Here is a 23,776-nt window from a genome sequence, read left to right on the forward strand (position 1 = left end):
TAGGCTCGTGTCCGCGGTACGTCCCCGCAGACAAGCCTCCTGAACCACCCATAGTCGGGGAGTTGGAAAACCGTGCTCGAACGGTCCCTACGACCTTTAGTGCCGGAACACCTGGACATGCGCCGCAGGCTCCCCGACCCACGCGGCCAAGGATTCGGGTGCCGTCGCGGCCGGCACCAAACCGTCGAGCAAGGGGTTTCCACGCCCCAGGGCGGCACGTACCGCCCTGCGCAGGCAGGTAACCAATTCTAGGAAGCGAATCCAGACCGATAACGCCGCCCGCCGATGCGCTCTGGGGATGGCTTGGCAGCGCAAGCAGGGTAGCATTCGACAGATAAAATGCTCGAATTTGTGTTAAAAACCATTAACCTTGCTGGTCGGTGGTGTTGAACAAACGCCCCGCCTTCGACATCTGCTTTCGTCCAACAGATTGTCTGAGGTGTGATGAAGATGAAATCATATTCCATCTTTCTTCGCGATCGGGCGCAGGTCGGCGCGGATCATCCGCGTCTGCTCGCCTACGAGATTTCGGATCGACACCTGGCCCAGGCGCTCGTCTCGGGGATCGCCGCGTCTCATGAGGATCACGGCTTCAATCCGGCGACGGGCGTGCACTGGTTCAGGCATGGCGGCAGCCTGCATGAGATCTACGCCTGGCCGCAGCGCTGAGCGCCGCGTCGGCTCAGGTGCCGCAGAACGTGCGGTATCCGACGCCGCCGCCCTCGGGTGGCTCGGCATAAGGGGCAGACGCGGGCTGATCGTCGTAGGGGCGCGAGAGCACTGCCAGGAACGCTTCGAAGGGTGCGAAATCGTCACGCTCCACTGCGGCCTCGATCATCTCCTCGACCCGGTGGTTGCGTGGGATGAAGGCGGGGTTGACCTGCCGCATCGCCGTCGCGGCTGCCGCGGGGTCGCGGTCCTCCTGGGCGAGCCGGGCGCGCCAGCGCGACGCCCATGCATCGTACGCCGTCGGATCGACGAACAGGTCACGCAGCGCGGTCTCGGCCTCCGGCCGTTCCGCAGCGGCGCACAGGGACCGGAATGTGCGGGTGAAGTCCGCCTGATTCTCGGCCATCCGTTTCATGAGGTCGCCCGCCAGCGCCGGATCGCCGTCCCGGATGCCGGTCAACCCCAGCTTGGCGTTGAGGCCGCCGTGATAGGCCGCCTCGAAGCACGGGGCGTAGCCGGCCAGCGCCGCCTCGGCCTCCGCGACCGCCTCGGTCTCGTGCGGAGCCAGCAGCGGCAGCAGCGTCTCGGCCAGGCGCGTCAGGTTCCACAGTGCGATGCGCGGCTGCTCGCCATAGGCATAGCGGCCGTTCCGGTCGATGGAGCTGAACACCGTCCGGGGATCGTAGGCGTCCAGGAAGGCGCAGGGGCCGTAATCGATGGTCTCGCCCGCCACCGACATGTTGTCCGTGTTCATCACCCCGTGGACGAAGCCGACCAGGAGCCAGCGCGCCACCAGCGCGGCCTGGCGGGCGACCACGCCTTCGAGCAGCGCCCGGTAAGGTTTCTCCGACCCGGTCGCCTCTGGATAGTGCCGGGCGATCACGTGGTCGGCGAGGGCCCGCAGGCCCTCGACGTCGCCCCGGGTGGCGAAGAACTGGAACGTGCCGACCCGGATATGGCTCGCCGCCACCCGGGTCAGGATCGCGCCGGGTAGGACCGTATCGCGCGCCACCGCCTCGCCGGTCGCGACGGCGGCGAGCGCCCGGGTGGTCGGGATGCCGAGCGCCGCCATGGCTTCGCTGACGAGGTACTCGCGCAGCACGGGGCCCAAAGCCGCGCGGCCGTCGCCCCGGCGGGAGAACGGCGTCGGGCCGGATCCCTTCAACTGGATATCGCGGCGCTGTCCCGCCCGGTCGATCACCTCGCCGAGCAGGATCGCCCGGCCGTCGCCGAGCTGCGGCACGAACTGCCCGAACTGATGACCGGCATAGGCCGCCGCGAGCGGTGTCGCCCCCTCCGGGACACGGTTCCCGGCCAGAGCCGCTACGCCTTCAGGGCCCGCGAGCCAGTCCGGGTCGAGACCGAGGTCCTGGGCCAACGCTCGGTTCAGCCGGATCAGGCGCGGTGCTGCTACCGGCGTCGGCGCGCGGGACGCATAGAAGCGCTCCGGTAGGCGGGCGTAGCTGTTGTCGAAGGGGATCGGGGTCATCGACGCCATCTATGAATGCGCCCGGCGGCCAGCAAGCGCGGCCGAGGCCGGTTCTCATGGGCCGCCGTCGGTCCAAGACCGTTCGCGCGTGCCAGGTTCCGCGCGTCGCAGTCGCGGCGCCGCAGATGCGGCCGGTTTGCGACCGAACCGCCGGGATGCGCGTTCGCTCCGGACGCCGATCTTTCCCGGCCCCGTCGTGAGCCGTCGAGCGGGGTGTGGCGGGCGGGTCTCAGGGCGGCTCCTCTGGACGAAAACATGCGGTGACGGCCGACCGGATGCTTGTAAGCCTTCCCCCCACGGGCGATGCGGCTGCCATGGCTGTGTGCGGACCCGTATCAACCTCGTCGAAGCCCGAACCGCGGGCCGCGATGCACGTGCATCAGGCCGCCAACCGGGCCTGCGCGACCGGTCGCGAGCTCGGTCCGGCGGCGCGCGGGATTGCTGCAGGACCGCTCGGTTCGGGCAAGCCATGAGCGCCACGGCCGCATTTCTGCCTGGAGGCGGCGAACTGGGCGCGATCGTCCGGGCCTACGATTGGGCGACTACGCCGCTGGGCCCGATCGCCCGCTGGTCCCAGAGCCTGCGCTCCGCGGTCAGCACCGTGCTGCTGTCGCCGGTGCCGATCGTGCTGCTTTGGGGCGCGGACGGCATCATGATCTACAACGATGCCTACTCGGTCTTCGCGGGCGGGCGGCACCCGCAACTCCTCGGATCGAAGGTACGCGAGGGTTGGCCCGAGGTCGCCGACTTCAACGACAACGTGATGCGGGTGGGGCTCGCCGGCGGCACGCTGTCCTACAAGGATCAGGAACTCACCCTGCATCGCTACGGCCGGCCCGAGCAGGTCTGGATGAATCTCGACTACTCGCCGGTGCTCGACGAGGCCGGGCAGCCGGCCGGGGTGATCGCGGTCGTGGTCGAGACCACCGAGCGCGTGCTCGCGGAACAGCGGTTGACGGCGAGCCAGGCGCTGGCTCAGCTCTATGCCGACCGCATCCAGCTCGCCCTGTCGGCCGGCGCGATCATCGGCACCTGGGTGTGGGATCTGCCCGCCGATGCGTTCACCGTGGACGAGGCCTTCGCCCGCAGCTTCGGCCTCGATCCGGCCCTCGGCCGGGTCGGGCTAAGCCTGGAGCAGGTGATCGCCACGGTCCATCCCGAAGACCGGCAGGGGCTGATCGCGGCGATCAACGAGGTTATCGCCCGCGGGGGCGCTTACGCGCACCAGTACCGGGTGCGGCGCACCGACGGGAAGTACTACTGGATCGAGGCGAACGGCCGGGTCGACCGCGCGCCGGACGGGACGCCGCTCAGCTTTCCGGGGGTGCTGATCAACGTCGAGGACCGCCGGGCCGTCGAGGCCGAGCGCGACCGCGCCATCATGATGCTGCGCACCCTCACCGACACGCTGGAGCAGCGCGTCGCCGAGCGGACCAGCGAGCTGATGCGGACCGAGGACGCCCTGCGCCAGTCGCAGAAGATGGAGGCGGTCGGCCAGCTCACCGGCGGCGTCGCGCACGATTTCAACAACCTGCTGACGATCATCCGCTCGTCCGTGGACTTCCTGCGCCGGCCCGACCTGCCGGAGGCGCGCAAGGCCCGCTACCTCGATGCCGTCTCCGACACGGTGGACCGCGCCGCCAAGCTCACCGGCCAGCTCCTCGCCTTCGCGCGCCGGCAGGCGCTGAAGCCCGAGGTGTTCCATGTCGGACAGAAGGTCCGCGGGATCGCCGACATGCTCGACACCGTGATCGGCGCCCGGGTCCGGGTGATCGCCGAGGTCCCGGACGAGCCCTGCCATATCCGGGCCGACGTCAGCCAGTTCGAGACCGCGCTGGTGAACATGGCGGTCAACGCCCGGGACGCCATGAACGGGGAGGGTACGTTGACCCTGCGGCTCGCAGGCGGGCGCACCATGCCGGCGATCCACGGGCATGCCGGGGCCGACACCGCCTTCGTGGCGGTGTCGCTGACCGATACCGGCGCGGGTATCTCGGAGGCCGACCTGGGCCGTCTGTTCGAGCCGTTCTTCACCACCAAGGAGGTCGGCAAGGGCACCGGCCTCGGGCTCAGCCAGGTGTTCGGCTTCGCCAAGCAGTCCGGCGGCAACGTCGACGTCACCAGCGCGCCGGGGCAGGGGGCGACCTTCACCCTGTATCTCCCGCAGGTCGAGGTCGATCGCCGGATCGACGAGGCGGAGGGCGTCCCGGCGACGATCTCGCCGCTCGGCACCGGGCAGCGTGTCCTGGTGGTCGAGGACAATGTCGAGGTCGGCCAGTTCGCCACCCAGATCCTGCAGGATTTGGGCTACGAGACCGTCTGGGCGGCCAACGCCGAGGCGGCGCTGGAGCGGCTCGGCCGGGACGGCGGCGGGTTCGAGGTGGTGTTCTCGGACGTGGTCATGCCGGGGATGGGCGGCTTGGCGCTCGCCCAGGAGTTGGCGCGCCGCCTACCCGAGCTGCCGGTTCTGCTGACCTCTGGCTACAGCCACGTCCTGGCCCAGGAGGGGACCCACGGCTTCGAGCTGTTGCACAAGCCTTATTCCGCCGACCAGCTCGGGCGCGTTCTGAGCCAGGTGCTCGGACGGCCGGCGCCGGCTTCGGCGGAGTGACGGCTGCGCCTTACGCCGCCGGCAGAACCGCGCCGGTCCCCGCGGTGCCGCAGGCGTGGCAGAACCGCTCGAAGGTGCTCTTGCGCTGTGTGCAGGCCGGGCAATCCTCGAATAGGCCGAGCCCGCAATGGGGGCAGAAATTCGTATTCGGATCGCCGAGCGCGACCGGCCGCTCGCAGCCCGGGCAAACTTTCTTGGCAAGCCGGGCCAGCGCCTGATCGGTGGCGATCTCGGTGCGGCGCTCTTCGTTGGGCCGTGCCTCGACCAGCGCCTGACGCGCGCGGTAGGCATGAAGGGCGTTGATCGCCGCCCGTCCGCCGACCAGCGTCACGGCCACGCCGACACCGTACTGCACGTAGCCGCCATAGCTCGGCATGTACGGGACCAACTCGACGAAGAACGCGAAGGCGGCGGCGAACGCGAAGCCCCAGACGAACGGCCAGTTGCGCGTTTTCCGCCGTTTCAGCAGCAGCCATCCGGCGAGCACCAGCAGCGGCAGGGTCAGGGCGAGCCGGTAGCCGAACACCCGGAGTTCCTGGCCTCGCTCGGCCGCCTCGAGCTTCTGCTGGGCCGCCGCGCGCAGTTCGCCGTCCACCCGGCTCTGGTCCTGCTCCCGCTCGGACAGCGTGCGTTGGGTCTCGGCAAGCCCGGCCAGCCGCTCCTCGATCGTCCGCTCGGCGTCCTTGAGCGCGTCGAGCTGCCGGGTGCGCGCGACGAGTCCGGGATCCTGGTCGACGCGCTGCGTCGCGTCGCGGGTCTTCAGCCAGTTGGCGAAGGTCTCGCGGGCGCCTTCCGAGGCTGCCTGAGCTGCATCGAGGGCGAGTTGGTCCCGCTCCGTCCGGCGCCGGCTGTCGTCCATCTCCCGGCGGATCTGCTTCAGCGCGTCGGTCGATGCCCGGGCCTGGTCGGATTCGAGGAACTGCTCGAGGGTGTAGTGCTGCTCCACCTGCGGCAGGTCACCGACGATCAGGGAGCCCAGCCCGATCAGAAACCAGGCGAACAGCAGCGCGACGAGCCAGAGGGCGAAGTTGAACCAGCGCTCGGACAATCGGGAACCAGCACGCACGCCGTCGACTCCACAGATCCCGTTACCGCCCGCCGAGCACGCGTCGGACAGACGACCGGGAGCGATGCCCGACCACCTTTCGGCCTGGCATCGCTCCGGTGTCGGCAAGCTCTAGCATAGGTCGGCCTCCGCCCAACCCGGTCGGGTGACGGAGCCGGCGGTCAGCGGGCCGGCGCTGTTCGCGACGCGCCGAGCTCCGCGCGTGCCCGGCCCGGAACGAGCGACAGGCCGGCCGATATCAGGGCGAACAGGATCAGCGGCGTCAGGCTCAGGGTGAAGCTGCCGGTTGCATCCTTGATCGCGCCGATCAGGTAGGGGCCTAGGAATCCGCCGAGGTTGCCCACAGCGTTGATCGCCGCGATGCTGGCAGCCGCCGCAGCCGGCGGCAGCTCCTCGGTCGCCAGGGCCCAGAACGGCCCCTTCAGCATGTAGACGCCGACTGCCGCGACGGTCAGCGCCCCGACCAGCGGAAGGATTCCAGTCAGGACGGTCCCGCCCGCCAACCCTGCGGCCAGGACCAGGAACGGGATGGCGAGGTGCCAGCGCCGCTCGCCAACTTGGTCACTGTGCCGCCCCCACAGGATCATCGCCACTGAGGCGACGCCGTAGGGCACGCTGTTTAGCAGGCCGGTCTCGAAATTGCCGAGGCCGTAGCTCTTGACGATCTGCGGGGTCCAGAAGGTCAGGCCGTAGCTGCTGGCGGTCGAGCCGAAATAGATGGCGGCGAACAGAATCAGCCGCCGATCGCGCAGCATCGTTCCGAGCGACGGCGAGGCGGCACCGCCGCTGCGCGCGGCGTTCCGGGCGGATTCTTCCTTCAGGCGTCCCTCCAGCCAGTCCCGCTCGGCCGGCGGGAGCCATTTCGCGTGGCGCGGCCCGTCGGGCAGGAACCACAGCACGGCCCCGGCCATCAGGATTGCGGGCAGGCCTTCCAGGATGAACAGCCACTGCCAGCCGCGCAGACCCCAGCCGTTCAGGCCGAGCAGCGCCCCGGAGATCGGCGAACCCAGGAACGACGAGATCGGGATCGAGATCATGAAGATGCCGACGATCCGTGCCCGGTAGGCCGAGGGGAACCAGTATGTGAGGTACAGGATCACGCCCGGGAAGAACCCGGCCTCGGCCACGCCCAGCAGGAAGCGCAGGGCAATGAACGACCAGGGCCCCTGAACCAGCGCCATGGCCATTGAGATGACGCCCCAGGTCGCCATGATCCGGGCGATCCAGAGCCGCGCCCCGAACCGCTCGAGCATCAGGTTGCTGGGTACCTCCATCAGGAAGTAGCCAAGGAAGAAAATGCCGGCGCCCCAGCCGAACAGCGTGGCGGTCAACCCGACATCGTGGTTCATCTGGATGGCTGCGAAGCCGACGTTCACGCGGTCCAGGAAGGACACGAAGTAGGCGAGGATCAGGAACGGCACCAGCCGCCACCCGATGCGCCGCATCGCCGACTGTTCGAGTTCAGACTCGGCCATGATGATCCTCCTCGGCGGCGGCTGTCTTCGAACCGCTCACGGGTGCAGACGCAGGCTCCGGGCGCACCGGCTCGGCGCTCCGGCGTCGGAGTTTTCGACATCGAAGAGGCGGGCGGCCGCGCGTGTCCAGTCGAACGGCGCGCCCCGGTCGTCCGGGCCGGAGCAGATGATGGACGGCATCAGGCCGCCGCAACGCAGCGCGTGCGGATCATCTCGGGTTTCCTCGCGGCCCGTCGGTTCGATCGCCGATCTTGGTCAGCCGATCTAACGCGAAAGCCCGATGATCGGAAGTCGTCGCCCGATGAAGACCTCCGATTTGTCGCCGGTTTACCGGATCGCGGCCGACGCCGGGACCCCCCCCCGGATCGGGTGCATCCTCAGGCCGGCTTGCGTGCGCGGGTGGGCTTTGCCGCCGGAGCCTCGACCATCTGCGCGGTCTCGGAGGCGTGCTCGGTCGGCTTGCGGCGCTTGTGGCCGAGACCCGCGGTTCGGGCGAATTCGGCGCGCATGGCCGAGTAGTTGGCGGCGGTGGCCGGGTAGTCGCGCGGCAGCCCGAAACGCTCCCGATAAGCCTCGATGGTAAGGCCATGGCCGCTCAGGTGCCGCTTCAGGGTCTTGTATGGCTTGCCGTCGATGAAACTGATCAGCGCGTCGGGGGTGATCGACTTCCGGATCTGGCCGGGCGTGATCTTCCTGGTGTCCGGCTCGACGGGCGCGCCGGCCTGACCAAGCCCCGTGAGGGCTTCATGGACACGCGACAGAAGGGTCGCCAGTTCGGGCATCGGAACGGAGTTGTTGGATACGTATGCCGACACGATGTCGGCGGTCAGAGCAATGACATCGGTCTGATCGTCTTGCGGTAACGCGGTGTCGTCTTCCATGGGCAGCTCTCGCGAGGGCAATGCGCGATGAACATCGCTGTATCTGTCGGTAGTCAAGCGCTAAATCGCGCAAAACAAATGACGCCACGGGTTATCGACTGTTGTATCGACGGAATACCAACATAGATTTGCAACGCTGTAACTGCGGGATGGCATTCCGCTGACCCAGCCCAACAGCTAGCGCATCGAGCCGACGGGCGCCCGCCGCGTGGCGGCCCGTTCGGGAAGTCTTAACGACCCTATGGTCTTTCGAAGCGTCGCTCCGGCTTCGAGGGGTACGAAGCCGAACGACAGGCGGGCCGAGCCCTGCCCTTCATGCTCGGCCCGCGCCCTTCTGCGCGGCAGCGCTCAGGCGTTGGCCGCGTGCCTAATCGGCGCTGGTTTCGATCCGCGCTTGATCGACGGCGCGGCGGCCGGGAACGTCGCGGCGGATCCGTATTCGGCACGGTAGGTCCGCTCCAGGGTCATCAGCGTACGCATCGGCGCCTCGGCCAGATCAAGCAGCCGTGCGTCTCGCCAGCGTTGCTTGGTCAGCTTCTTGCGGCTGAGCCAGCGCGGCCTCTCTTCCTCGACGAGCAGGACCAGCTTGCCCGTCCACGTTTTCCGAAACCAGAACCGCCCCGTGAGCTTGCCTGCGCCGAACATGGCAGCACCTCGCATGAGAGTCCGGAACGACAACGCCCCCGAAACTCGGCGGTTTCCCTGTCACCCGCTGGTGCGGGCCTGGAGGCGCCGGTCCACCCAGGATGCCAACCCGAGGCCCACAATGCCGCCCACCAGCGCCGCTGCCGCCTTCACGAGGAAGTCGTCAAACCGGCCGTGACGCGTACCCGTGAGGGCCTGCCCGGCTTCCAGCCCGCCGGCCAGCAGCACGGCTCCGAGCAGGATCCACGGCCAGCGCCGCGGGTAGCCCAGGGTCAGAAGAAGGCCGGCCAACGCGTAGGCGGCCGCCCGCTCGAAGCTGGGATTGGCCGTCACCACCGGACGGAGGCCGATCGGCACTAGCGTGATGGCAACGATCGCCGCCACCAGGATCCAGGCCGCGACCCGCACGAGGCCCAGGATCCGCTTCTCCACCATGCGCCGCATATTCCGTAACCCTTTGCCGAGCCTCCGGCTTACAGGGCCTCAGGGCCGGAAACTGTTGCAGTTCGGCGGCCACGACCGGGAAAGCCGATACTGCAAGTCCAGCGGACGGTACGCGCGGCGTCGGAGGCTTGGCGCCTCATCCGAGTGGGTGGCATCTGATGGCGTGGTGTTGCTTGTTCGTTCTAGGCGCCAAGCCATCGAATCAGGCATAGAGGCGTCATGCGCCCGCCCGTGCTCAGCCTCCTCGCGATGCTTGTCCTGATCGACGCGGGGTCGGCCGCCATGGCGGGGGCGCCCGATCCGCGTGTGCTCGAACGGGCGTGGCATCGCTGCCTGCGGGAATCCTACGCCCATCAGCCGCCCGGTCAGAGCCGGGCCGGGGACGAGCGCAACGCCCTCGACGAATGCAAGGTGCAGGAGGACGCGTTCGTGGCGTCGCTCATGGCAGCAGGGCCTGCGCAGGATGGCCGGGCCGGGACCGTCTGGGCCCGGACCTGGGCGGCCTTCGTGGAACCACTCACCGCCTGGATCGGCGGTCTTCGGCGTTGAGCCCGGGCCGATGCGTGCCGGTCAGGAGGTCGACCACTCGCGCTTCACCTCATCGGCCGGCCGATCGAGATGGACCTTGCCGCCCTCGACGGCCCGAACGAAGTCGAGCGGGATGTAGTGGTGGAGGCCACCCGCTGCCGCATCGCGCTTGGTCAGTTTGATCTCGCCTTTGTCGATGTGGTCGACGGTGCCGACATGGGCCCCGTCCGAGCCGACGACCTCGGCGTGTTCCTGGATCTGCGCAGCGTCGACCATCGTCGTCCTCCCTGTAAAGCCGTGAAACGATGCCCTGCTCAGAGCGGTTCCTGACTGCGCTATTCAGGCTCAGGCCGGGCTTTCGCGGAGGCCGCGTTCGGGATGCGTGCCGCAGGGTCGCACCGTGCAGACGTGACCGAACCGGCCTTCGCCTGGACCGTTGGACCGCCATGACCGATCCGACAGCCGCATCACTGGACCAAGTTGCCGACGCCCGGCGACACGAGATGGCCACCGAGCACCTTCTGTTCGGCACGATCCGCTTCCTCGCACAGCGCCACCCGGAACTGCTGGACGAGCTGGACGCGAGCCTGTCGCACCTGTGGGATCGCACAGAAGGTGAGGCGCGCGACGACGAGGCCGTGCGCAAGATCGCCAGCCGCATCATCAAGAGCCTGCGCGCAGAAAGCTAGCCGCGCCAGATCGGCCACCTGCCCGCGGCCGATCTACGCGACGATGCGTTTCGAGAGCACGTGACCGAAGGCTGTCAGCGCGTGCAGCCGATGCAGATGCCGCGGGTGATCGCATCGTTGCGCTGTTCGCCCGGGCCCCTCCGCTCGATGCTGCCCGTCTCGCTGGGACCGAGCGCACTTGGGTTGGGAACCGTCTGCCCGGTGGCCGCCGTGTGCGGGGCCTTGGCGGCGGTGGCCGGGCCGCCACCCGTCCCCGTCTGGCTGATGGATTGTGCCCAGCCTGGCTGAATGCCGAGGGCAAGAACGACGACGGTCGCGATCTTCAAAGGCGCGCGCATGACAACCTCCCTGCGCTTTCTTCTGCGTGGAACTGACGCACTTGTCGGGCGAAAGTTCCGCCATTTCGCGTCTCAGGCGCCCGACTTCAACCGTTCGGAGCGTCTGCCTCGAGGTCGTGCGTGGCCCCCCTCAGGACTTCGCCATCCGGCGTATCGGGTAAGTCCTATTGAGGGTTGCCGACCTCACAAGATTACCCGTCACTGCCACGGTCACGATCCAGGGGCTCACCATGAACCCGACCGTCAAGGCTGTGTTGCTGAACGAGCGGGCGACTGTCCTCTCCGCCATCGCGGCCCGTGAGGGGACCGTCTCCGACCTCCTCGTCCAGTTGAACGGCGTAGAGAACGATATCTGGCGGTTGCGTCACCGCCTCATCGACCTGGAAGCCTATCTGGTCGGCCAGCGGATCGACCTGCCGGCGGATCCGACCGACGCGGAAGCGGCTGCCCCATGCCTCGACGCGGTGGCGACTCCGGCATCCGGCCTGCCGGCGTGCAAGCCCCTCGACGATTTCGTGCGCCACAGGTCCGGCAAGCGGAAGGTCCTCGCCAGCGCCGCACCACGCCGCATCGAGGATGCGAGCCGCTCGGCCTGAGGCTTCCACGCGGATCGGCGCGGCTTGATCGAGGCGGAGCGGCGACAGGGTTCCCGCTGGTCACGGCCTTTTACCGGAAAGCCTGACCCGGTTCCTCGCAACCATCGTGTCGCGTCGCCGCCCGTATGGGCTATCGATCGCAATGGCGATATCCTGGTTGCCGCGGTCGCCCTGGCGATCTTCGCATGGGCCGGAGGACACGGTGTCCCGGCATGCCGAGCTACCTCGGCCCGGGGCAGGGCGTGAGCTTTGTGAAGACCCGGCTCATGGTCGTTCGGATCGCCGATGCAGCTATCGCCGGGATTGCCGAGACCCCCATCCTGGGGCCTATCTGGGCCCTACGAGGATCCGAAAGAGGTGAGGGATGGGCAACCGGGATGGTGCCGGCGCGTCGAATGCACGGATCGCAGAGGTCCAGCGCCTCGCGACCGCCCTGGCTGCCCGGGTGCGATACGCCCAGCTGGTTCAGCGGCCGATCTTCGAGGAGCAGGTCAACGCCCTGGTCGGCGCGGCGCGGCTGCTCGATGAGGAGAGGGTGCCCTGGCCGCCCATGGTGGAGGAGGTGCTGATGGAGTTGGCCAAGTCGCTGGACAGCTCCGGGGATACCGATACGCCCGCGGAGCCCTGAGGCCGAGACGGCAGGCCGACCGCTCCGCGGTCAGCCGAAATCACCGAGCCAGAGCAGCGAGCGGCGCAGGCGTGCGGTGCCGTCCTGAGCGAACCAGAGCCCGTGCGCGAAGACGACCGCTTCGGGCTTGAGGGCCACGAGATCCGCCGCGGCCCGGGCCGCGTCGCGCCGGCGCAACTTGATCACGAGGCGCAGATAGGGCGGCGGCTTCCCCTCCGGTGCGGTCATGCCGGCCAGCCGCAGCAGCGGGCGCAGGACCGCCGGCATCTTCGCCGGTTCCAGGTTCAGAACGAGGTCGGTGAGCACCAGCGTCCGGCTGCGCCCGTGGAAAAAGGCGACCTCGCGGAAGCCGAGGCCGCCCGGCACCACCTGCTGGCGCAGGTCCGCCTGCCATTCGGGCGGCGCCGCGTCCCCCAGCACGCGGTCGATCCGCAGGCCGGAGCGGCGGACCTGTCCGCGCTGGCGCAAGTTGGGCGCCGCCCAGGTCAGCGCCTCCGGACACTGGTTCTGCCAGTCCTTCAGGAAGGTCCAGTGCGCGATGTTCGGTGCGACGAGGTGGCGGATCGGCCCCACTGCCTCGATCGCCCGATGCAGCGCCGCGTCGTAGCGGGTCGGCGAGTGCAGCCACAGGCTGCCGTCGCCGAGCCGGACCACCGTCATCCGCACCGGCAGCGGGAGTCCCAGGACCCGCAAGGGCCCGCTGTCGACGATCCAGACGCCCTCGGCGACCGGCTTGAGCACGTCGAGGGGTGGATAGGTTGCTTCAGGCAAGGCCCGGTTCTCTCGGCTGCCTCCGGCTGTGCGGCCGGAAAGGGAGGCAACCGCCGCGGCGCATCGGGTTTCCCGGATGGATCGCCGCAGCCCGATATCTCAGGTCAGGCCTGGAGATAGGTGGGCGCCGCGATGGGCCGGGCCGGGAGGGCGCGCCACAGGGCGATGCCGAGGCCCAGGAGGGTCAGGAGATCGCAGGTCAGCCCGAACACGGAGCCGACGAGGAGGTTGTGGCCGGCCCAGCACAGGGACGCGCCCAGGAACAGCAGGCGCATCGTCTGGGGCGCGGCTTGCAGGCGCGCGGCCGTCGCCAGCAGGGTGCCGACCGCCGCGCAGGCGGAGGGCGTCCCGTTCCAGGTGGTGATCGTCAGCCAGGCCGCCAGCAGGGTGGTGGCGGCGAACAGGGGGTGGACCCAGCCGGTCCGGCTCGGTGCGCCGAGGCAGGTCAGGGAGACCAGGCTCTGCACCACCGCGATGGCGCACATCGCGGCGCCGGTGAGCGCGCCGAGCGTCAGGTAGTGGGCGCCGAAGCAGGCGGCGCAGGCCGCCGATCCGGCAAGCATCCATGGACGGCGCGGCATCAGGCCGGCAAGGAATCCCAGGGTCAGGCCCAGGGATCCGAAGATGTCGAGATGGGTCCCGGCAAGGTCATACCAGGCGAATACGGTGTCGGCGGCAATCATCGGTCGCGCTCAGCCGGCGCGGATGCGCCGTTTCCGCCGAATGCGCTAGATTCGCATGGTAATCAGATGGTTAACGAGAAATCGCCCGATGATCACGACCCTGCGAGGGTGGCGAAACAGCCGCAGGGGCCGCTCGCCATGATCGACCAGAGACATCAAGTATTGGTGACTCAATAACCAAAGAATAACATAGGTTATTGCCGAGATGTCCTGGGATAAATCCGGGAACAACGCCGGATGACGCCGGTTGCCGGGGTATTCATCCGGATGCGACCGGTGCCGATCCAGGCCGCGGGGCGTCCGCCCCTGCCGTCCTGCGGCGACCCGACCCGACGTGCCGATGCAGCTTTCCATCCCGGATATCCGTCGCCCGATCGCCGTCCCGGCCCGGCACCGCGCGCCCGGCGGGGCCGGTCCCTTCGCGGTCCCGGCCCACGCGCGCCGCCGGACGATGCGAAGGGCCGACGAAGTCTGGGGCCCCCGGCCGCCCGGGTCACGCCAGACTTCGCGTCGCCGGCAAGCGGGGTCCGGCCGATGACGCGATCCGCAGCGTTTCCCGAAAACCAGGACGCCCTGCTGGCCCTGGGGCGCACCCTGCGCGACAGCGGCTACACCTTTACGACGGTGACCCCGGCCACCCATGCAATCGTCAACGCACGGTCGTGCAACGCCGAGGCACGCAATCTGCGCGACGTGATCGGCTGGAGCCGACAGTTCCGGGCCGAGATCCTGCCCGGAGAGGTCCTGAGCCGGCTTCGGGACGCCGGGGCCGTGGTCGAGGACGGCGCGCTGCTGCGCCCGACCGTGCGGTTCTCCAGCCTCGACGGCGAATTGCTCGCGCATTCCTCCTATCCGCCGACCGCCACCGATGCGGTGTTCTTCGGGCCGGACACGATGCGCTTCGTCGCGGCGGTGGTGGCCCATCTGGAGGCGCGTCCGACGCCCGTGCGCCGGGCGGTCGATCTCGGCTGCGGCTCCGGGGCCGCCGGGATCTGCATCGCCAAGCGGTCGCCCGGGGCTGAGGTGGTGCTGGTGGACATCAACCCCGCCGCGCTGCGGGCCGCCCGGGTCAACGCCCGGCTGGCCGGGGCCGACGGCGTCGACGTCCGGCACGGCGACATGCTGCGCGACGTGGAGGGGACGTTCGACCTGATCGTCTCGAACCCGCCCTTCATGGTCGACCCGGCGGCCCGGGCCTACCGGCACGGCGGCGGTGCGCTCGGGGCCGGCCTGCCGCTGGCGGTGGTCGAGCAGGCGATCCCGCGGCTGGCGCCGGGGGGCAGCCTGGTGCTGTTCACCGGGGCGGCGATCGTCGAGGGGGCGGACCCGTTCCGGGACGCGGTGGCCGAGGCCTGCGGCCGCGCCGGCCTGGACTGGACCTACCGCGCGTTCGATCCGGACGCATACGGCGAGGAACTGGCCAACCCGGACTACGCCGCCGTCGAGCGTCTCGCCCTGGTGGTGCTCGTGGTGACCCGGCCCGGGACCCGGCCATGAGCGAGGCCGAACGCGGGCGCGATGAATTTTTGCGCGACGAATTTTTGCGCGATGTCCTGGCCGGCCTCACGGCCGATGCGAAGACGCTGCCGGGCAAGACGCTGCCGGGCAAGACCCTGCCAGGCAAGTATCTCTGGGATGAGACCGGCTCGGACCTGTTCGATCGGATCTGCCACAGCCCCGATTACTACCCGACCCGCCAGGAGATGGCGCTGCTGCCCCGGGTCGCGGCCGCGCTGGCGGCCGAGGTCGCGCCGGGCGTCACCGTGGTGGAGTTCGGCAGCGGCGCCAGCCGCAAGATCCGCACCCTGCTCGACGCGCTGACCCGGCCGGCCGCCTACGTGGCGATCGACATCTCCGGCGCATACCTGGAGGACGCGATCCGGCGCCTGGCCGCGGATTATCCCGACATCACCATGGTGCCGGTCTGCGCCGACTACGCCAAGCCGGTGCCGCTCCCCGTCGAGGCGGGGCCGGGCGGGATCCTGGGGTTCTATCCGGGCACCAGCATCGGCAACTTCGCGCCCCCGGAGGCCGCCCTGTTCCTGGAGCGGGCGCGCACGACCCTGGGGCCCAGCCTGTTCCTGGTCGGCGCCGACGCCACGGTGGAGCCCGAGCGCCTGCAGCGGGCCTATGCCGGCGCGGACGGGCTGATGGCGGCGTTCCACCGGAACATCCTGGTGCGGCTCAACCGCGAACTCGGGGCCGACTTCGACTTCGACAACTTCCGGCACGGGATCACGCTGTGCCGCGATCCGCTGCGGGTCGAGGCGCATCTCGAGGCGCTCCGGTCGGGTACCTATCACCTCGGCGGGCGGGCGATCGCCTTCGCCGCGGGCGAGCGCATCCGCACCGACACCTCCCACAAGTACACGCCGGCGGCCTTCCAGGCGCTGGCCCGCCAGAGCGGCTGGCAGCCGCGCGGCCTGTGGCAGGCGGAGGACGGGCGCTTCAACCTGCACCTGCTGGAGCATGCCGGCGGGTGAACGCCCGTCGAGGCCGGGCGCGTCGTCCGGCGTGGGGTATGGTGCTCACACGGCGCTGTCGGAGGCGCGCAACGGCCGGGGCCGGGCGCGTCTCGCCCCCCTCTGCGGGCTACCGGATTCACACGTCGGCTTGCGAAAGCCGCGACGCGCCCCCTCTCCCGTGCGGGAGAGGGTTGGGGCGAGGGGGCAGGTCTCTCCGGACAGGTCGCACCCCTCACCCTCTCCCTCTCCCGCACGGGAGAGGGGACCGGCGCCGGATCCTGCGACCGCGTTGCCCAGCCCGATCCGTGAATCCGGTAGCGCGCGGGGGGGGAGGGAGCCGCACCTGGGTCCGGCCGTCGCGTCCATCCCGCCAATGAGGAGAGGGCCCGTGTCTGTGCCGAGCCGGCGTGTCGTCCAGCCGCGGACGATCGGGTTGCGACATGGGAATCCGTCGGCCCCTCGGGCGAAGCCCCGTCGAGCCCAGCCACGGGGCGGATCGGAGCGGCCCCGGACCGGAGGCCCGCCGCGTAAAGGACCCTCGCCCTCAGGCGCACACGCTCACGCGGTCTGGAACGGCCGGTGCTTGTCGTCGTCGGTGTCGGTGGCCGCGCCCTTCGGCACGGTGTCGGTCTCGACCATGCTGCGCTGGTCGCGCGGCGGCGGCGGGAAATCCGTCAGCGGGCGCCAGGGCGACGCCGGCACGCCCATCCGCACGGCGTTGGCCGAGCGGAACAGCCAGGCCCCCACCAGCATCCAGGGCACGACGAAGAAAACGAAAGCAGTGAGTCCCACGACGATCCTCCCGGGCTGTAAGCCATTAAGCGCGCCGCCGAAGTGGATACCGGTTCGGCGTCAGCGAGCGCGTCGAATCAACGCCCTCATGCAAACGCGTGACCGGCCGCCATCGATCCGGGGGGCTTCACGCCTCGTCGGAACCCGCCGGGGCGCCCAGGAGGGCCCCGTGGCGATAGGCGCTGGGCGCCAGGCCGTGGCGCTCCTTGAAGCGGCGGGAGAAATGGGCCTGGCTGGCGAAGCCGCAGCCGAACGCCAGGGTGCCGATCGGGAGATGCGCGCAGCCCGGATCGGCCAGCCGTCTGGTCGCGGCCTCCAGCCGGCGCTGCCAGATCCAGTCCGAGATGTGCTGGCCGCGCTCGTGGAACAGCTCCTGCAGCCGGCGCAGCGAGACGCCGACCGCGGCCGCGAGCTGCGGCGGGTCGAGGGTCGTGTCGCCGAGATGGGCTTCGACATAGGCCTTGGCGCGCTGGACCACGACGGTGCCGTGCAGCGGCCGCGGGACCTCGCGCGCCAGGCGCTCCGCGATGCTCGCCACCACGAGGTCCACGGCGACCGATCCCATGCGGGACGCCGCATCGGGCGTGAGCTGGGGCCCCACGCGGATCAGTTCCTGGACGAAGGTCAACGCCAGCGACGTGGACGCCAGCTCCGCCCCGACCGTCAGGGCCGTGTAGAGCTGCGTCGATCCGAGGGCGCTCGCCAGGCGCTCCCGGGGGACTTCCAGGAGCAGGGATCGGCTCCCCGCACTCGACGTGTGGACGGCCGGCCGTTGATCGAGGAGGACCAGGTCGCCGGCGCCCACCACGGCATCCCGGCCATCCTGAAGGGTGCTCGAGGTGCCCGCGAGGTTGAAGATCACGGCGACCCCGGCGTCGCGATCCTGACGCCGCATCAGGTCGCTGGTCGTCTCGTTGCGGACGGCACCCTGGGTCACCCGCGTCAGGTCGAGGGACCCGACCCGGGCGACCTCGAGCTTGGCCGCGAAGGGGCCATCGTCGAGGCGAGTATGATCGACCTTCGCACCGAAACCGATCAAGGCGTCTTGCCAGAGCCGGAAACTGTCGCGCGGATGCAATCCTTCCGTCGAGAACAGTGTCTGCATGGAATCCACGGCGGCCCTTCTTCGGTGTCGCGACCGAAAAGTCCGGTACCGTACACAACCAGGGTTTTCAAACACGGCGCGAAATTAACCTAGGGATGTAAGTATTCGTCCTGGGGGTCGCGGCGGGGCGCCTTGCGATCGTTCAGGTATGGCCGCGGGCGCAAGCCGTCGACGCGTGGGGACGGAACACGGAACCGTGACCCGATTGCTCGTCGGGGTGCCAGCGCCTGTGACCGATTTGCAAGACGGTTACGGACGGCCATCGGAAGCAGAAAAACAAACATACGATAGTTTATAAATCGAGCGATCCTGCGATGACGGCTGAAAATCTCAGGTTTCGAGCAGTTCGGCCGAGGGTGCGTGCAGACAGTCCTTTCAACACGTGAAATCAAAGAGAGCGCGCGGTTCAAGCTGTGGCGTGAAGTCATCTTCGACCGCATGGGGCCGATTGAGCTGAGTCAAACCTGTGATCGACCTTTCGAAGGACTGATACAGGCGGCCGATGTCGGTAGCTTGCGGATCACCCGCATTCGCGAAAGCAACGTGCGGTCGGAGATCACGCCGCAGACCCTGCGTCGGCGGGAGCGGACCGGGGCGGTCTTCGCGCTGATCCAGCTCGAAGGCCGCTCGATCAACGTCCAGGACGGCCGGGAGGCCATCCAGGGAGCCGGCGAGATCGTGCTGCTGGCCGACCGCCCGAACGTGCACGTCTCGGGGGCCGGCGACCAGTCCCTCGTGCTCGAGATCCCGGTCGCGCCCCTGACGCACATGCTGGGGCCGACCCGGCACTTCACCGCCCTGACGTTCGGGGGCGACGACGGCACCGGCGTGCTGGTGAAGGCGTTCTTCAGCGATCTCGTCCGGGTCCACGCGGACCTCGACGCCGTCACGGCCGAACGCATGGCCGGCGTCGGCATCGACCTGATCGTGGCGAGCCTCGCCGAGCGCCTGGCCAGGGCGGTGCCGCGACCGCTCCACGGCAGCGTCGTGGTCCAGCGCGCCAAGGCCCATGTCGAGGCCAACCTGGGCGACACGACCCTCGATCCGCCCCGGCTCGCGGCCGCCGTCGGGGTTTCCCTACGCCGGCTGCAGGAGCTGTTCCAGGAGCGCGGCCAGCACATCTCCGATTGGATCTGGCAGCGCCGGCTGGACGCCGCGGCCGACCGCCTTGCGGATCCGGGCTGCGCCCACATCGCCATCGGCAACCTCGCGTATGGCAGCGGCTTCACCAACCAGGCCCACTTCGCCCGCCGCTTCAAGGCGCGCTACGGCCTGAGCCCCAGCGCGTACCGGGCCGTTTCCGCGAAGCCGCCCCCGGGCCGGTGATCTGACGTGCCCCCGCCGGCCCGGGCCGTGGCGCGGCCTCGCGCCTGCGCGACGGGCTCAGCTGCCGCCCCCGACCCGTCGCAACGCCGCAGGCGGGATAGCTTTCGGGACTGCGGTGGTTTGCGGGACGACAGCATGGGGGCAGGATGGACGCCACCAGTCCTAGAATGGCGCCCGAGACCGCGCCGAAAGGCCCTACCGCGCCGAGAACCTCGACCCCGCAGGCGCATCCGGCGGAGCTGACCCTGCGCGGCATCGCGCTCGGGACCGTCATCACGGTCGTCTTCATGGCGGCTAACCTCTACATGGGGTTGAAGACCGGGATGACGTTCTCGTCCTCGATCCCGGCCGCGATGCTGTCGATGGGCGCGTTCCGGCTGATGGGCGGCGCCGGCATCCTCGAGAACAACATCGTCCAGACCCAGGCCTCGGCGGCCGGCACCCTGTGCAACGTCATCCTGGTCCTGCCGGGCCTGGTGCTGATCGGGCACTGGCACGGCTTCCCGTTCTGGCAGACCACGGCGGTCTGCGCCCTGGGCGGCCTGCTCGGCGTGGCGTTCTCGATCCCGTTGCGGCGGGCGCTGGTCTCGGGCAGCGACCTGCCCTACCCGGAGGGCATCGCCGCCGCCGAGGTCCTCAAGACCGGCCACGAGGAGGAGGGCGGCCACGGCCTGCGCGACCTGCTCGCCGCCGCCGGGGCGGCCGGAATCGTCGGGCTCGCCACCACGGGGCTGAAGCTCCTGGGCGAGGGGCTCTCCGGCGCGATCAGCCTCGGGGGCGCCGCCTTCCGCACCGGGACCGGGTTCTCCCTGGCGCTGGTCGGCGTCGGCTACCTCGTGGGCATCGGGGCGTGCCTGGCGCTGCTGACCGGCGTGCTGATCGCCTGGGGCATCGCGGTCCCGATCCTCACCGCGCTCGCGCCCGATCCGGGCAAGACCGCCGGGCAGGCCGCCGAGGCGGTCTGGTCCGAGCAGGTGCGCCTGATGGGGGCCGGGATCATCGCGGTGGGCGGCCTGTGGACGGTGGCCTCGCTCGCCCGCCCGATCGCGGCCAGCATCCGCACGGCCCTGTCGTCGGCCGGCGGCGGCCTCGGCGCGGACCACCCGCGCGCGGAGCGCGACCTGCCGATCACCTGGGTCGCGGGCGGGGCGCTGGCCCTGTGCGTGCCGCTGGCGCTGCTGTTTGCCGACTTCGCCCGCCCGGCCGGGCTCGGCGGCACGCTGATCGTCTTCGCGGTGGCGGCGACGCTGTTCATGGTGCTGTTCGGCTTCCTGATGGCCGCCGCCTGCGGCTACCTCGCGGGCCTGCTCGGCTCCTCGTCGAGCCCGATCTCGGGGATCGGGATCCTCACCACCATGGCGACCGCGCTGCTGCTGCCGGTGCTGCTGGGCCACGCGACCGGCCCCGAGGGCGACCGGTTCGTCACCGGCATGGCGCTGCTGCTCACCGCCGTCATCGTCACCACTGCGTCGATCGCCAACGACAACCTGCAGGACCTCAAGACCGGGCAGGTGGTGGGCGCCACCCCCTGGCACCAGCAGGTCGCGCTGATCATCGGCGTCGGGGTCGGCGCCCTGGTGATCGCGCCGCTCCTGTCGCTGCTCTACCAGGCCTACGGCTTCGTCGGCGCGCCGTCCCGCGAGGGGCTCGACCCGGCGAGCGCCCTGGCGGCGCCCCAGGCCGCCCTGATGACCCAGATCGCCAAGGGGATCACGCACGGCGCGCTGCCCTGGACCATGGTGCTGATCGGCGCCGGGCTCGGCATCGTGCTGGTGGCGGCCGAGGCGTGGCTGAAGCGCCGCGGCCTCACCTTCCCGGCGCTCACCGTGGGGATCGGCATGTACCTGCCGCTCTCCGTCGAGGTGACGATCGCTGTCGGCGGCATCCTGGGCTGGCTCGCCGAGCGCCGCCTGCGCCGCCGGGTCCGGGGCGACCGGCGGGACGGCGTGCTCGCCGCCGCCCGCCGCCGGGGCGTGCTCCTGGCCTCGGGGTTTTTGGTCGGGGAGAGCGTCGTCGGCGTGCTGCTGGCCGGCGCCGACCTCATGGCCGGGCACAGCGGAGCGCTCGCCATCGCCGGGCCGGGTTTTGCGTCCACGGCGACCTGGCTCGGGCTGGCGGTGTTTCTGGCGGGGCTGGGACTCTATTTCCGGCTGGTGTCCGCGGTGGATGAAGACACGCCCAGGACCGCCTCCCGCTCGTCGGTCGCGTCATGAGGGCGGCCGCACCCGGGACCCGCGCCTTCCCGCTCGGCGCCGGAATCCTGTTCGGGCTGGGGCTCGGCGGCTTCTTCGACGGGATCGTGCTGCACCAGATCCTGCAATGGCACCACATGGTGAGCAGCTGGTACCCGATCGATTCGATCCCCAACCTCGAGCTCAACACCCGCTGGGACGGGATCTTCCACAGCGCCACCTACGTGTTCGTGGTGCTCGGGCTGTTCATCCTGTGGCGCGCCGCGCATCGCGGGCACCTGTCCTGGTCGAACAAGCTGCTGGCCGGATCGCTCCTTGTCGGCTGGGGCCTGTTCAACACCGTCGAGGGCGTGATCGACCACCAGATCCTCGGCGTCCACCACGTCAACGAGACGATGCCCCGGGACCAGTGGATCTTGTGGGATGTCGGGTTCCTGCTCTGGGGCGTCGCCATGCTGGGCGCCGGCTGGCTGCTGGTCCGGGCGGGCCGCCGGGAGGGGGCGGCGTGAGGCGTCGGCGAAGTGCTCTGACGACCCCGACCCTGGTTCCCTGGGCCGTCCTCGGGGCCGCCCTGGTCCTGGCGACGATGCCGGCCTGGCGGCCCCTGGTCTTCGGCACCGCGCTCACCCTCGACGACCTCTTGAGCCTGCGCTGCCTGTCCGGCTGAGCCTCAGGCGCCGGCCTCGCCGAGCAGGGTCTGGACGAAGCGGCGGGTGCGCGGGTCGGCGGGCCGGGCGAACAGCTCGGCCGGCGGTCCCTGCTCCACCAGCGTGCCGCCGTCGAGGAACACCACCGCGTCGGCGACCCGCCGGGCGAGGCGCAGGTCGTGGGTCGCCATCAGCATGGTCATGCCCTCGCGGGCCAGCCCGGCCAGCACGTCCACCACCTCGGCGGCGAGTTCGGGATCGAGCGCCGAGGTCGGCTCGTCGCACAGCAGCAGGCGCGGGGAGGGGGCGAGCGCCCGGGCGATCGCCACCCGCTGCTGCTGGCCGCCCGACAGGCTCGCCGGCCACGCCTCCGCCTTCTGCGCGAGGCCGACCCGCGCCAGCAATTCCAGCGCCCGGACCCGGGCCGCGGCCCGGGGCCATTTGCCGACCGTGATCAGCCCCTCGGTAATGTTCTCGATCACCGTGCGGTGGGGAAACAGCTGGAAGTTCTGGAACACCATGCCGGTCTGGCGCCGGACCGCCAGCAGGTCCCGCCGGGAAGGCGCCGTGCCGGCCCGGAAGGTGAGGCGCCGGTCGCCGAGCACCAGCGTGCCGGCCTGCGGGATCTCGAGCAGGTTCACGCAGCGCAGCAGGGTCGACTTGCCCGAGCCCGACGGGCCGATCAGCGCGGTGACCTTCCCCTCCGGGACCGTCAGGTCGATGCCGCGCAGGATCGGGGTGTCGCCGAACCGCTTCTCGATGGCCTGGAGGGCGATCACGCGCGCGCCTCCAGGTAGCCGCCGTAGCGCCCGAGGCGCCGCTCCAGCCCGCCCTGCAGCCAGGACAGGCCCGAGCACAGCACGAGGTAGATCAAGGCCGCCTCGGCGTAGAGGATCAGCGGCTCGTAGGTCACCGCCACGATGCGCTGGGCCGCCTGGAACATCTCCGGCACGGTGATCGCGGCGGCGAGCGAGGTGTCCTTCACGAGCGCGATGAAGCTGTTGGACAGGGACGGCACCGCCACCCGCCCCGCCTGGGGCAGGATCGTGCGGCGCAGGGCCTGGGCGGGGGTCATGCCGGTGGCGTAGGCGGCCTCCCACTGGCCCTTCGGGATCGACGCGATGGCGGCGCGCACGATCTCGGACGCGTAGGCGCCGACGTTGAGCGTGAAGCCGATCACCGCGGCCGGGAAGGCGTCGATCAGGATGCCGGCGCTGGGCAGGCCGTAGAAGATCACGAACAGCTGCACGAGGAGCGGCGTGCCCCGGAAGATCCAGACATAGGTCCAGGCGAGCGCCGCCACCGGGCGCGGGCCGAACAGGCGCGCGAGCGCCACCGCCAGGCCGAGGCTCAGCCCGAGCCCGAAGGCGATGAGCGTCAGCGGCACGGTGAACCGGAGACAGGCTTCGAGCAGCGGCCCGAGCGACTGGAGCATGAGGTCGAGCCAGTGCGGCACGGGACGGTGTTTCCTGCGGGATCGGGCGACGGTCTATACGGGTTTGCGCCGCGGATCGCGCGGGGGATTTTTCGGGTCGGTTTCGGATCGCCCGCGCCTGTCGGGGGAATACGGTTCGGTGACCGAACCCGCCCGGCGGGGGCTGACGGGCTCACACCTGTCCGGACAAGGCGCGGGTCCGCTCTCCCGTGCGGGCTACGATGTTCGGACATCGTAGCCGGATGAAGCGACGGCTGGACCCAGGCGCGTCTCCCTCCCCCCTCTGCGGGGGAGGGTGGGC

At 70.1% G+C, this 23,776-nt stretch carries 27 protein-coding genes; 12 read left to right on the forward strand and 15 right to left on the reverse strand.

Features of this window, described 5'->3' with window-relative positions:
- Positions 1-444 precede the first annotated feature (444 nt).
- The gene (locus FV233_RS07255; RefSeq protein WP_147853799.1) at positions 445-669 is read left to right on the forward strand and encodes a hypothetical protein; all 225 of its coding nucleotides are present in this window, start codon (positions 445-447) and stop codon (positions 667-669) included.
- Positions 670-682: 13 nt separating this feature from the next.
- On the opposite strand, the gene FV233_RS07260 is transcribed toward FV233_RS07255, so the two are convergent.
- Entirely contained in the window at positions 683-2,158 is a 1,476-nt protein-coding gene (locus FV233_RS07260; protein WP_147853800.1) for a protein adenylyltransferase SelO, read from the reverse strand.
- Between the two features lie 469 nt (positions 2,159-2,627).
- Here FV233_RS07260 and FV233_RS07265 point away from each other — a divergent pair, with 469 nt between their 5' ends.
- The gene (locus tag FV233_RS07265; protein ID WP_147853801.1) at positions 2,628-4,769 is read left to right on the forward strand and encodes an ATP-binding protein; all 2,142 of its coding nucleotides are present in this window, start codon (positions 2,628-2,630) and stop codon (positions 4,767-4,769) included.
- 10 nt (positions 4,770-4,779) lie between these two features.
- Here the strand turns inward: FV233_RS07265 and FV233_RS07270 are convergent, their stop codons facing one another.
- The 5 genes from FV233_RS07270 to FV233_RS07290 all read right to left on the reverse strand — a co-directional run bounded on the left by FV233_RS07270 (position 4,780) and on the right by FV233_RS07290 (position 9,271).
- Entirely contained in the window at positions 4,780-5,835 is a 1,056-nt protein-coding gene (locus FV233_RS07270) for a zinc ribbon domain-containing protein (RefSeq protein ID WP_147853802.1), read from the reverse strand.
- Between the two features lie 161 nt (positions 5,836-5,996).
- Entirely contained in the window at positions 5,997-7,310 is a 1,314-nt protein-coding gene (locus FV233_RS07275; protein ID WP_147897068.1) for an MFS transporter, read from the reverse strand.
- A gap of 377 nt (positions 7,311-7,687) precedes the next feature.
- A complete protein-coding gene (locus FV233_RS07280; protein ID WP_147853804.1) occupies positions 7,688-8,191 on the reverse strand; it encodes a MucR family transcriptional regulator in 504 nt (167 codons plus the stop codon).
- Between the two features lie 348 nt (positions 8,192-8,539).
- Positions 8,540-8,836, reverse strand: coding sequence for a hypothetical protein (locus FV233_RS07285; protein ID WP_147853805.1), 297 nt, complete (start codon positions 8,834-8,836; stop codon positions 8,540-8,542).
- Between the two features lie 60 nt (positions 8,837-8,896).
- Positions 8,897-9,271: a hypothetical protein gene (locus FV233_RS07290; RefSeq protein WP_187277652.1), complete on the reverse strand. Its 375-nt coding sequence runs from the start codon at positions 9,269-9,271 to the stop codon at positions 8,897-8,899.
- Between the two features lie 228 nt (positions 9,272-9,499).
- Between FV233_RS07290 and FV233_RS07295 the strand changes: the two genes are divergently transcribed.
- Positions 9,500-9,829: a hypothetical protein gene (locus FV233_RS07295; protein WP_147853806.1), complete on the forward strand. Its 330-nt coding sequence runs from the start codon at positions 9,500-9,502 to the stop codon at positions 9,827-9,829.
- Between the two features lie 21 nt (positions 9,830-9,850).
- Here FV233_RS07295 and FV233_RS07300 read toward each other — a convergent pair whose 3' ends face one another.
- Positions 9,851-10,084 carry a DUF2171 domain-containing protein gene (locus FV233_RS07300; protein ID WP_092037671.1) on the reverse strand — a complete coding sequence of 78 codons (234 nt, stop codon included), beginning with the start codon at positions 10,082-10,084 and terminating at the stop codon, positions 9,851-9,853.
- Between the two features lie 170 nt (positions 10,085-10,254).
- Here FV233_RS07300 and FV233_RS07305 point away from each other — a divergent pair, with 170 nt between their 5' ends.
- Positions 10,255-10,497 carry a hypothetical protein gene (locus FV233_RS07305; protein WP_187277653.1) on the forward strand — a complete coding sequence of 81 codons (243 nt, stop codon included), beginning with the start codon at positions 10,255-10,257 and terminating at the stop codon, positions 10,495-10,497.
- Positions 10,498-10,571: 74 nt separating this feature from the next.
- On the opposite strand, the gene FV233_RS07310 is transcribed toward FV233_RS07305, so the two are convergent.
- Positions 10,572-10,835: a hypothetical protein gene (locus tag FV233_RS07310; protein WP_147853807.1), complete on the reverse strand. Its 264-nt coding sequence runs from the start codon at positions 10,833-10,835 to the stop codon at positions 10,572-10,574.
- 230 nt (positions 10,836-11,065) lie between these two features.
- On the opposite strand from FV233_RS07310, the gene FV233_RS07315 reads away from it, so the two are divergent.
- The gene (locus FV233_RS07315; protein ID WP_147853808.1) at positions 11,066-11,431 is read left to right on the forward strand and encodes a hypothetical protein; all 366 of its coding nucleotides are present in this window, start codon (positions 11,066-11,068) and stop codon (positions 11,429-11,431) included.
- Positions 11,432-11,795: 364 nt separating this feature from the next.
- Positions 11,796-12,059: a hypothetical protein gene (locus tag FV233_RS07320; protein ID WP_147853809.1), complete on the forward strand. Its 264-nt coding sequence runs from the start codon at positions 11,796-11,798 to the stop codon at positions 12,057-12,059.
- A gap of 30 nt (positions 12,060-12,089) precedes the next feature.
- On the opposite strand, the gene FV233_RS07325 is transcribed toward FV233_RS07320, so the two are convergent.
- From FV233_RS07325 to FV233_RS07335, 3 genes are all read right to left on the reverse strand, one after another.
- Entirely contained in the window at positions 12,090-12,830 is a 741-nt protein-coding gene (locus FV233_RS07325) for a DUF4336 domain-containing protein (protein ID WP_147853810.1), read from the reverse strand.
- 104 nt (positions 12,831-12,934) lie between these two features.
- Complete coding sequence (locus FV233_RS07330) at positions 12,935-13,513, reverse strand: YgjV family protein (protein ID WP_147853811.1); 579 nt, start codon at positions 13,511-13,513, stop codon at positions 12,935-12,937.
- A gap of 45 nt (positions 13,514-13,558) precedes the next feature.
- A complete protein-coding gene (locus tag FV233_RS07335; protein WP_147853812.1) occupies positions 13,559-13,867 on the reverse strand; it encodes a hypothetical protein in 309 nt (102 codons plus the stop codon).
- A 180-nt stretch (positions 13,868-14,047) separates the two neighbouring features.
- On the opposite strand from FV233_RS07335, the gene FV233_RS07340 reads away from it, so the two are divergent.
- Complete coding sequence (locus FV233_RS07340) at positions 14,048-15,010, forward strand: methyltransferase (RefSeq protein WP_147897069.1); 963 nt, start codon at positions 14,048-14,050, stop codon at positions 15,008-15,010.
- Positions 15,007-15,996, forward strand: coding sequence for an L-histidine N(alpha)-methyltransferase (gene egtD / locus FV233_RS07345; RefSeq protein WP_147897070.1), 990 nt, complete (start codon positions 15,007-15,009; stop codon positions 15,994-15,996). Before FV233_RS07340 ends, egtD begins: the two co-directional genes overlap by 4 nt.
- Before the next feature lie 540 nt (positions 15,997-16,536).
- Here the strand turns inward: egtD and FV233_RS07355 are convergent.
- A complete protein-coding gene (locus tag FV233_RS07355; protein ID WP_147855944.1) occupies positions 16,537-16,770 on the reverse strand; it encodes a hypothetical protein in 234 nt (77 codons plus the stop codon).
- A gap of 127 nt (positions 16,771-16,897) precedes the next feature.
- A complete protein-coding gene (locus tag FV233_RS07360) occupies positions 16,898-17,875 on the reverse strand; it encodes a helix-turn-helix domain-containing protein (protein ID WP_147897071.1) in 978 nt (325 codons plus the stop codon).
- A 360-nt stretch (positions 17,876-18,235) separates the two neighbouring features.
- On the opposite strand from FV233_RS07360, the gene FV233_RS07365 reads away from it, so the two are divergent.
- The 4 genes from FV233_RS07365 to FV233_RS30190 all read left to right on the forward strand — a co-directional run bounded on the left by FV233_RS07365 (position 18,236) and on the right by FV233_RS30190 (position 22,060).
- Positions 18,236-19,201: a helix-turn-helix domain-containing protein gene (locus tag FV233_RS07365; RefSeq protein WP_147855945.1), complete on the forward strand. Its 966-nt coding sequence runs from the start codon at positions 18,236-18,238 to the stop codon at positions 19,199-19,201.
- Positions 19,202-19,368: 167 nt separating this feature from the next.
- Complete coding sequence (locus FV233_RS07370; protein WP_246689929.1) at positions 19,369-21,414, forward strand: oligopeptide transporter, OPT family; 2,046 nt, start codon at positions 19,369-19,371, stop codon at positions 21,412-21,414.
- Positions 21,411-21,902, forward strand: coding sequence for a DUF2243 domain-containing protein (locus FV233_RS07375; RefSeq protein ID WP_147897073.1), 492 nt, complete (start codon positions 21,411-21,413; stop codon positions 21,900-21,902). The genes FV233_RS07370 and FV233_RS07375 overlap by 4 nt, the downstream gene beginning before the upstream one ends.
- Positions 21,899-22,060, forward strand: a complete 162-nt coding sequence (locus tag FV233_RS30190; RefSeq protein ID WP_187278068.1) for a hypothetical protein — start codon at positions 21,899-21,901, stop codon at positions 22,058-22,060. Before FV233_RS07375 ends, FV233_RS30190 begins: the two co-directional genes overlap by 4 nt.
- A 3-nt stretch (positions 22,061-22,063) precedes the next feature.
- On the opposite strand, the gene FV233_RS07380 is transcribed toward FV233_RS30190, so the two are convergent.
- Both FV233_RS07380 and FV233_RS07385 read right to left on the reverse strand, forming a co-directional pair.
- A complete protein-coding gene (locus FV233_RS07380; RefSeq protein WP_147897074.1) occupies positions 22,064-22,819 on the reverse strand; it encodes an amino acid ABC transporter ATP-binding protein in 756 nt (251 codons plus the stop codon).
- Complete coding sequence (locus FV233_RS07385) at positions 22,816-23,496, reverse strand: amino acid ABC transporter permease (protein ID WP_147856460.1); 681 nt, start codon at positions 23,494-23,496, stop codon at positions 22,816-22,818. Before FV233_RS07385 ends, FV233_RS07380 begins: the two co-directional genes overlap by 4 nt.
- Between the last annotated feature and the right edge of the window lie 280 nt (positions 23,497-23,776).

It is taken from the genome of Methylobacterium sp. WL7 (assembly GCF_008040085.1).
GTDB classification, from domain to species: domain Bacteria; phylum Pseudomonadota; class Alphaproteobacteria; order Rhizobiales; family Beijerinckiaceae; genus Methylobacterium; species Methylobacterium mesophilicum.

Bases quoted from the DNA above. Each gene is read 5' to 3' on its own strand.
- FV233_RS07255 (WP_147853799.1), top strand. From the start codon at position 445: ATGAAGATGAAATCATATTCCATCTTTCTTCGCGATCGGGCGCAGGTC.
- FV233_RS07260 (WP_147853800.1), bottom strand. From the start codon at position 2,158: ATGACCCCGATCCCCTTCGACAACAGCTACGCCCGCCTACCGGAGCGC.
- FV233_RS07265 (WP_147853801.1), top strand. From the start codon at position 2,628: ATGAGCGCCACGGCCGCATTTCTGCCTGGAGGCGGCGAACTGGGCGCG.
- FV233_RS07275 (WP_147897068.1), bottom strand. From the start codon at position 7,310: ATGGCCGAGTCTGAACTCGAACAGTCGGCGATGCGGCGCATCGGGTGG.
- FV233_RS07280 (WP_147853804.1), bottom strand. From the start codon at position 8,191: ATGGAAGACGACACCGCGTTACCGCAAGACGATCAGACCGATGTCATT.
- FV233_RS07285 (WP_147853805.1), bottom strand. From the start codon at position 8,836: ATGTTCGGCGCAGGCAAGCTCACGGGGCGGTTCTGGTTTCGGAAAACG.
- FV233_RS07290 (WP_187277652.1), bottom strand. From the start codon at position 9,271: ATGGTGGAGAAGCGGATCCTGGGCCTCGTGCGGGTCGCGGCCTGGATC.
- FV233_RS07295 (WP_147853806.1), top strand. From the start codon at position 9,500: ATGCGCCCGCCCGTGCTCAGCCTCCTCGCGATGCTTGTCCTGATCGAC.
- FV233_RS07300 (WP_092037671.1), bottom strand. From the start codon at position 10,084: ATGGTCGACGCTGCGCAGATCCAGGAACACGCCGAGGTCGTCGGCTCG.
- FV233_RS07305 (WP_187277653.1), top strand. From the start codon at position 10,255: ATGACCGATCCGACAGCCGCATCACTGGACCAAGTTGCCGACGCCCGG.
- FV233_RS07310 (WP_147853807.1), bottom strand. From the start codon at position 10,835: ATGCGCGCGCCTTTGAAGATCGCGACCGTCGTCGTTCTTGCCCTCGGC.
- FV233_RS07315 (WP_147853808.1), top strand. From the start codon at position 11,066: ATGAACCCGACCGTCAAGGCTGTGTTGCTGAACGAGCGGGCGACTGTC.
- FV233_RS07320 (WP_147853809.1), top strand. From the start codon at position 11,796: ATGGGCAACCGGGATGGTGCCGGCGCGTCGAATGCACGGATCGCAGAG.
- FV233_RS07330 (WP_147853811.1), bottom strand. From the start codon at position 13,513: ATGATTGCCGCCGACACCGTATTCGCCTGGTATGACCTTGCCGGGACC.
- FV233_RS07335 (WP_147853812.1), bottom strand. From the start codon at position 13,867: ATGGAAAGCTGCATCGGCACGTCGGGTCGGGTCGCCGCAGGACGGCAG.
- FV233_RS07340 (WP_147897069.1), top strand. From the start codon at position 14,048: ATGACGCGATCCGCAGCGTTTCCCGAAAACCAGGACGCCCTGCTGGCC.
- egtD (WP_147897070.1), top strand. From the start codon at position 15,007: ATGAGCGAGGCCGAACGCGGGCGCGATGAATTTTTGCGCGACGAATTT.
- FV233_RS07360 (WP_147897071.1), bottom strand. From the start codon at position 17,875: ATGCAGACACTGTTCTCGACGGAAGGATTGCATCCGCGCGACAGTTTC.
- FV233_RS07370 (WP_246689929.1), top strand. From the start codon at position 19,369: ATGGCGCCCGAGACCGCGCCGAAAGGCCCTACCGCGCCGAGAACCTCG.
- FV233_RS07375 (WP_147897073.1), top strand. From the start codon at position 21,411: ATGAGGGCGGCCGCACCCGGGACCCGCGCCTTCCCGCTCGGCGCCGGA.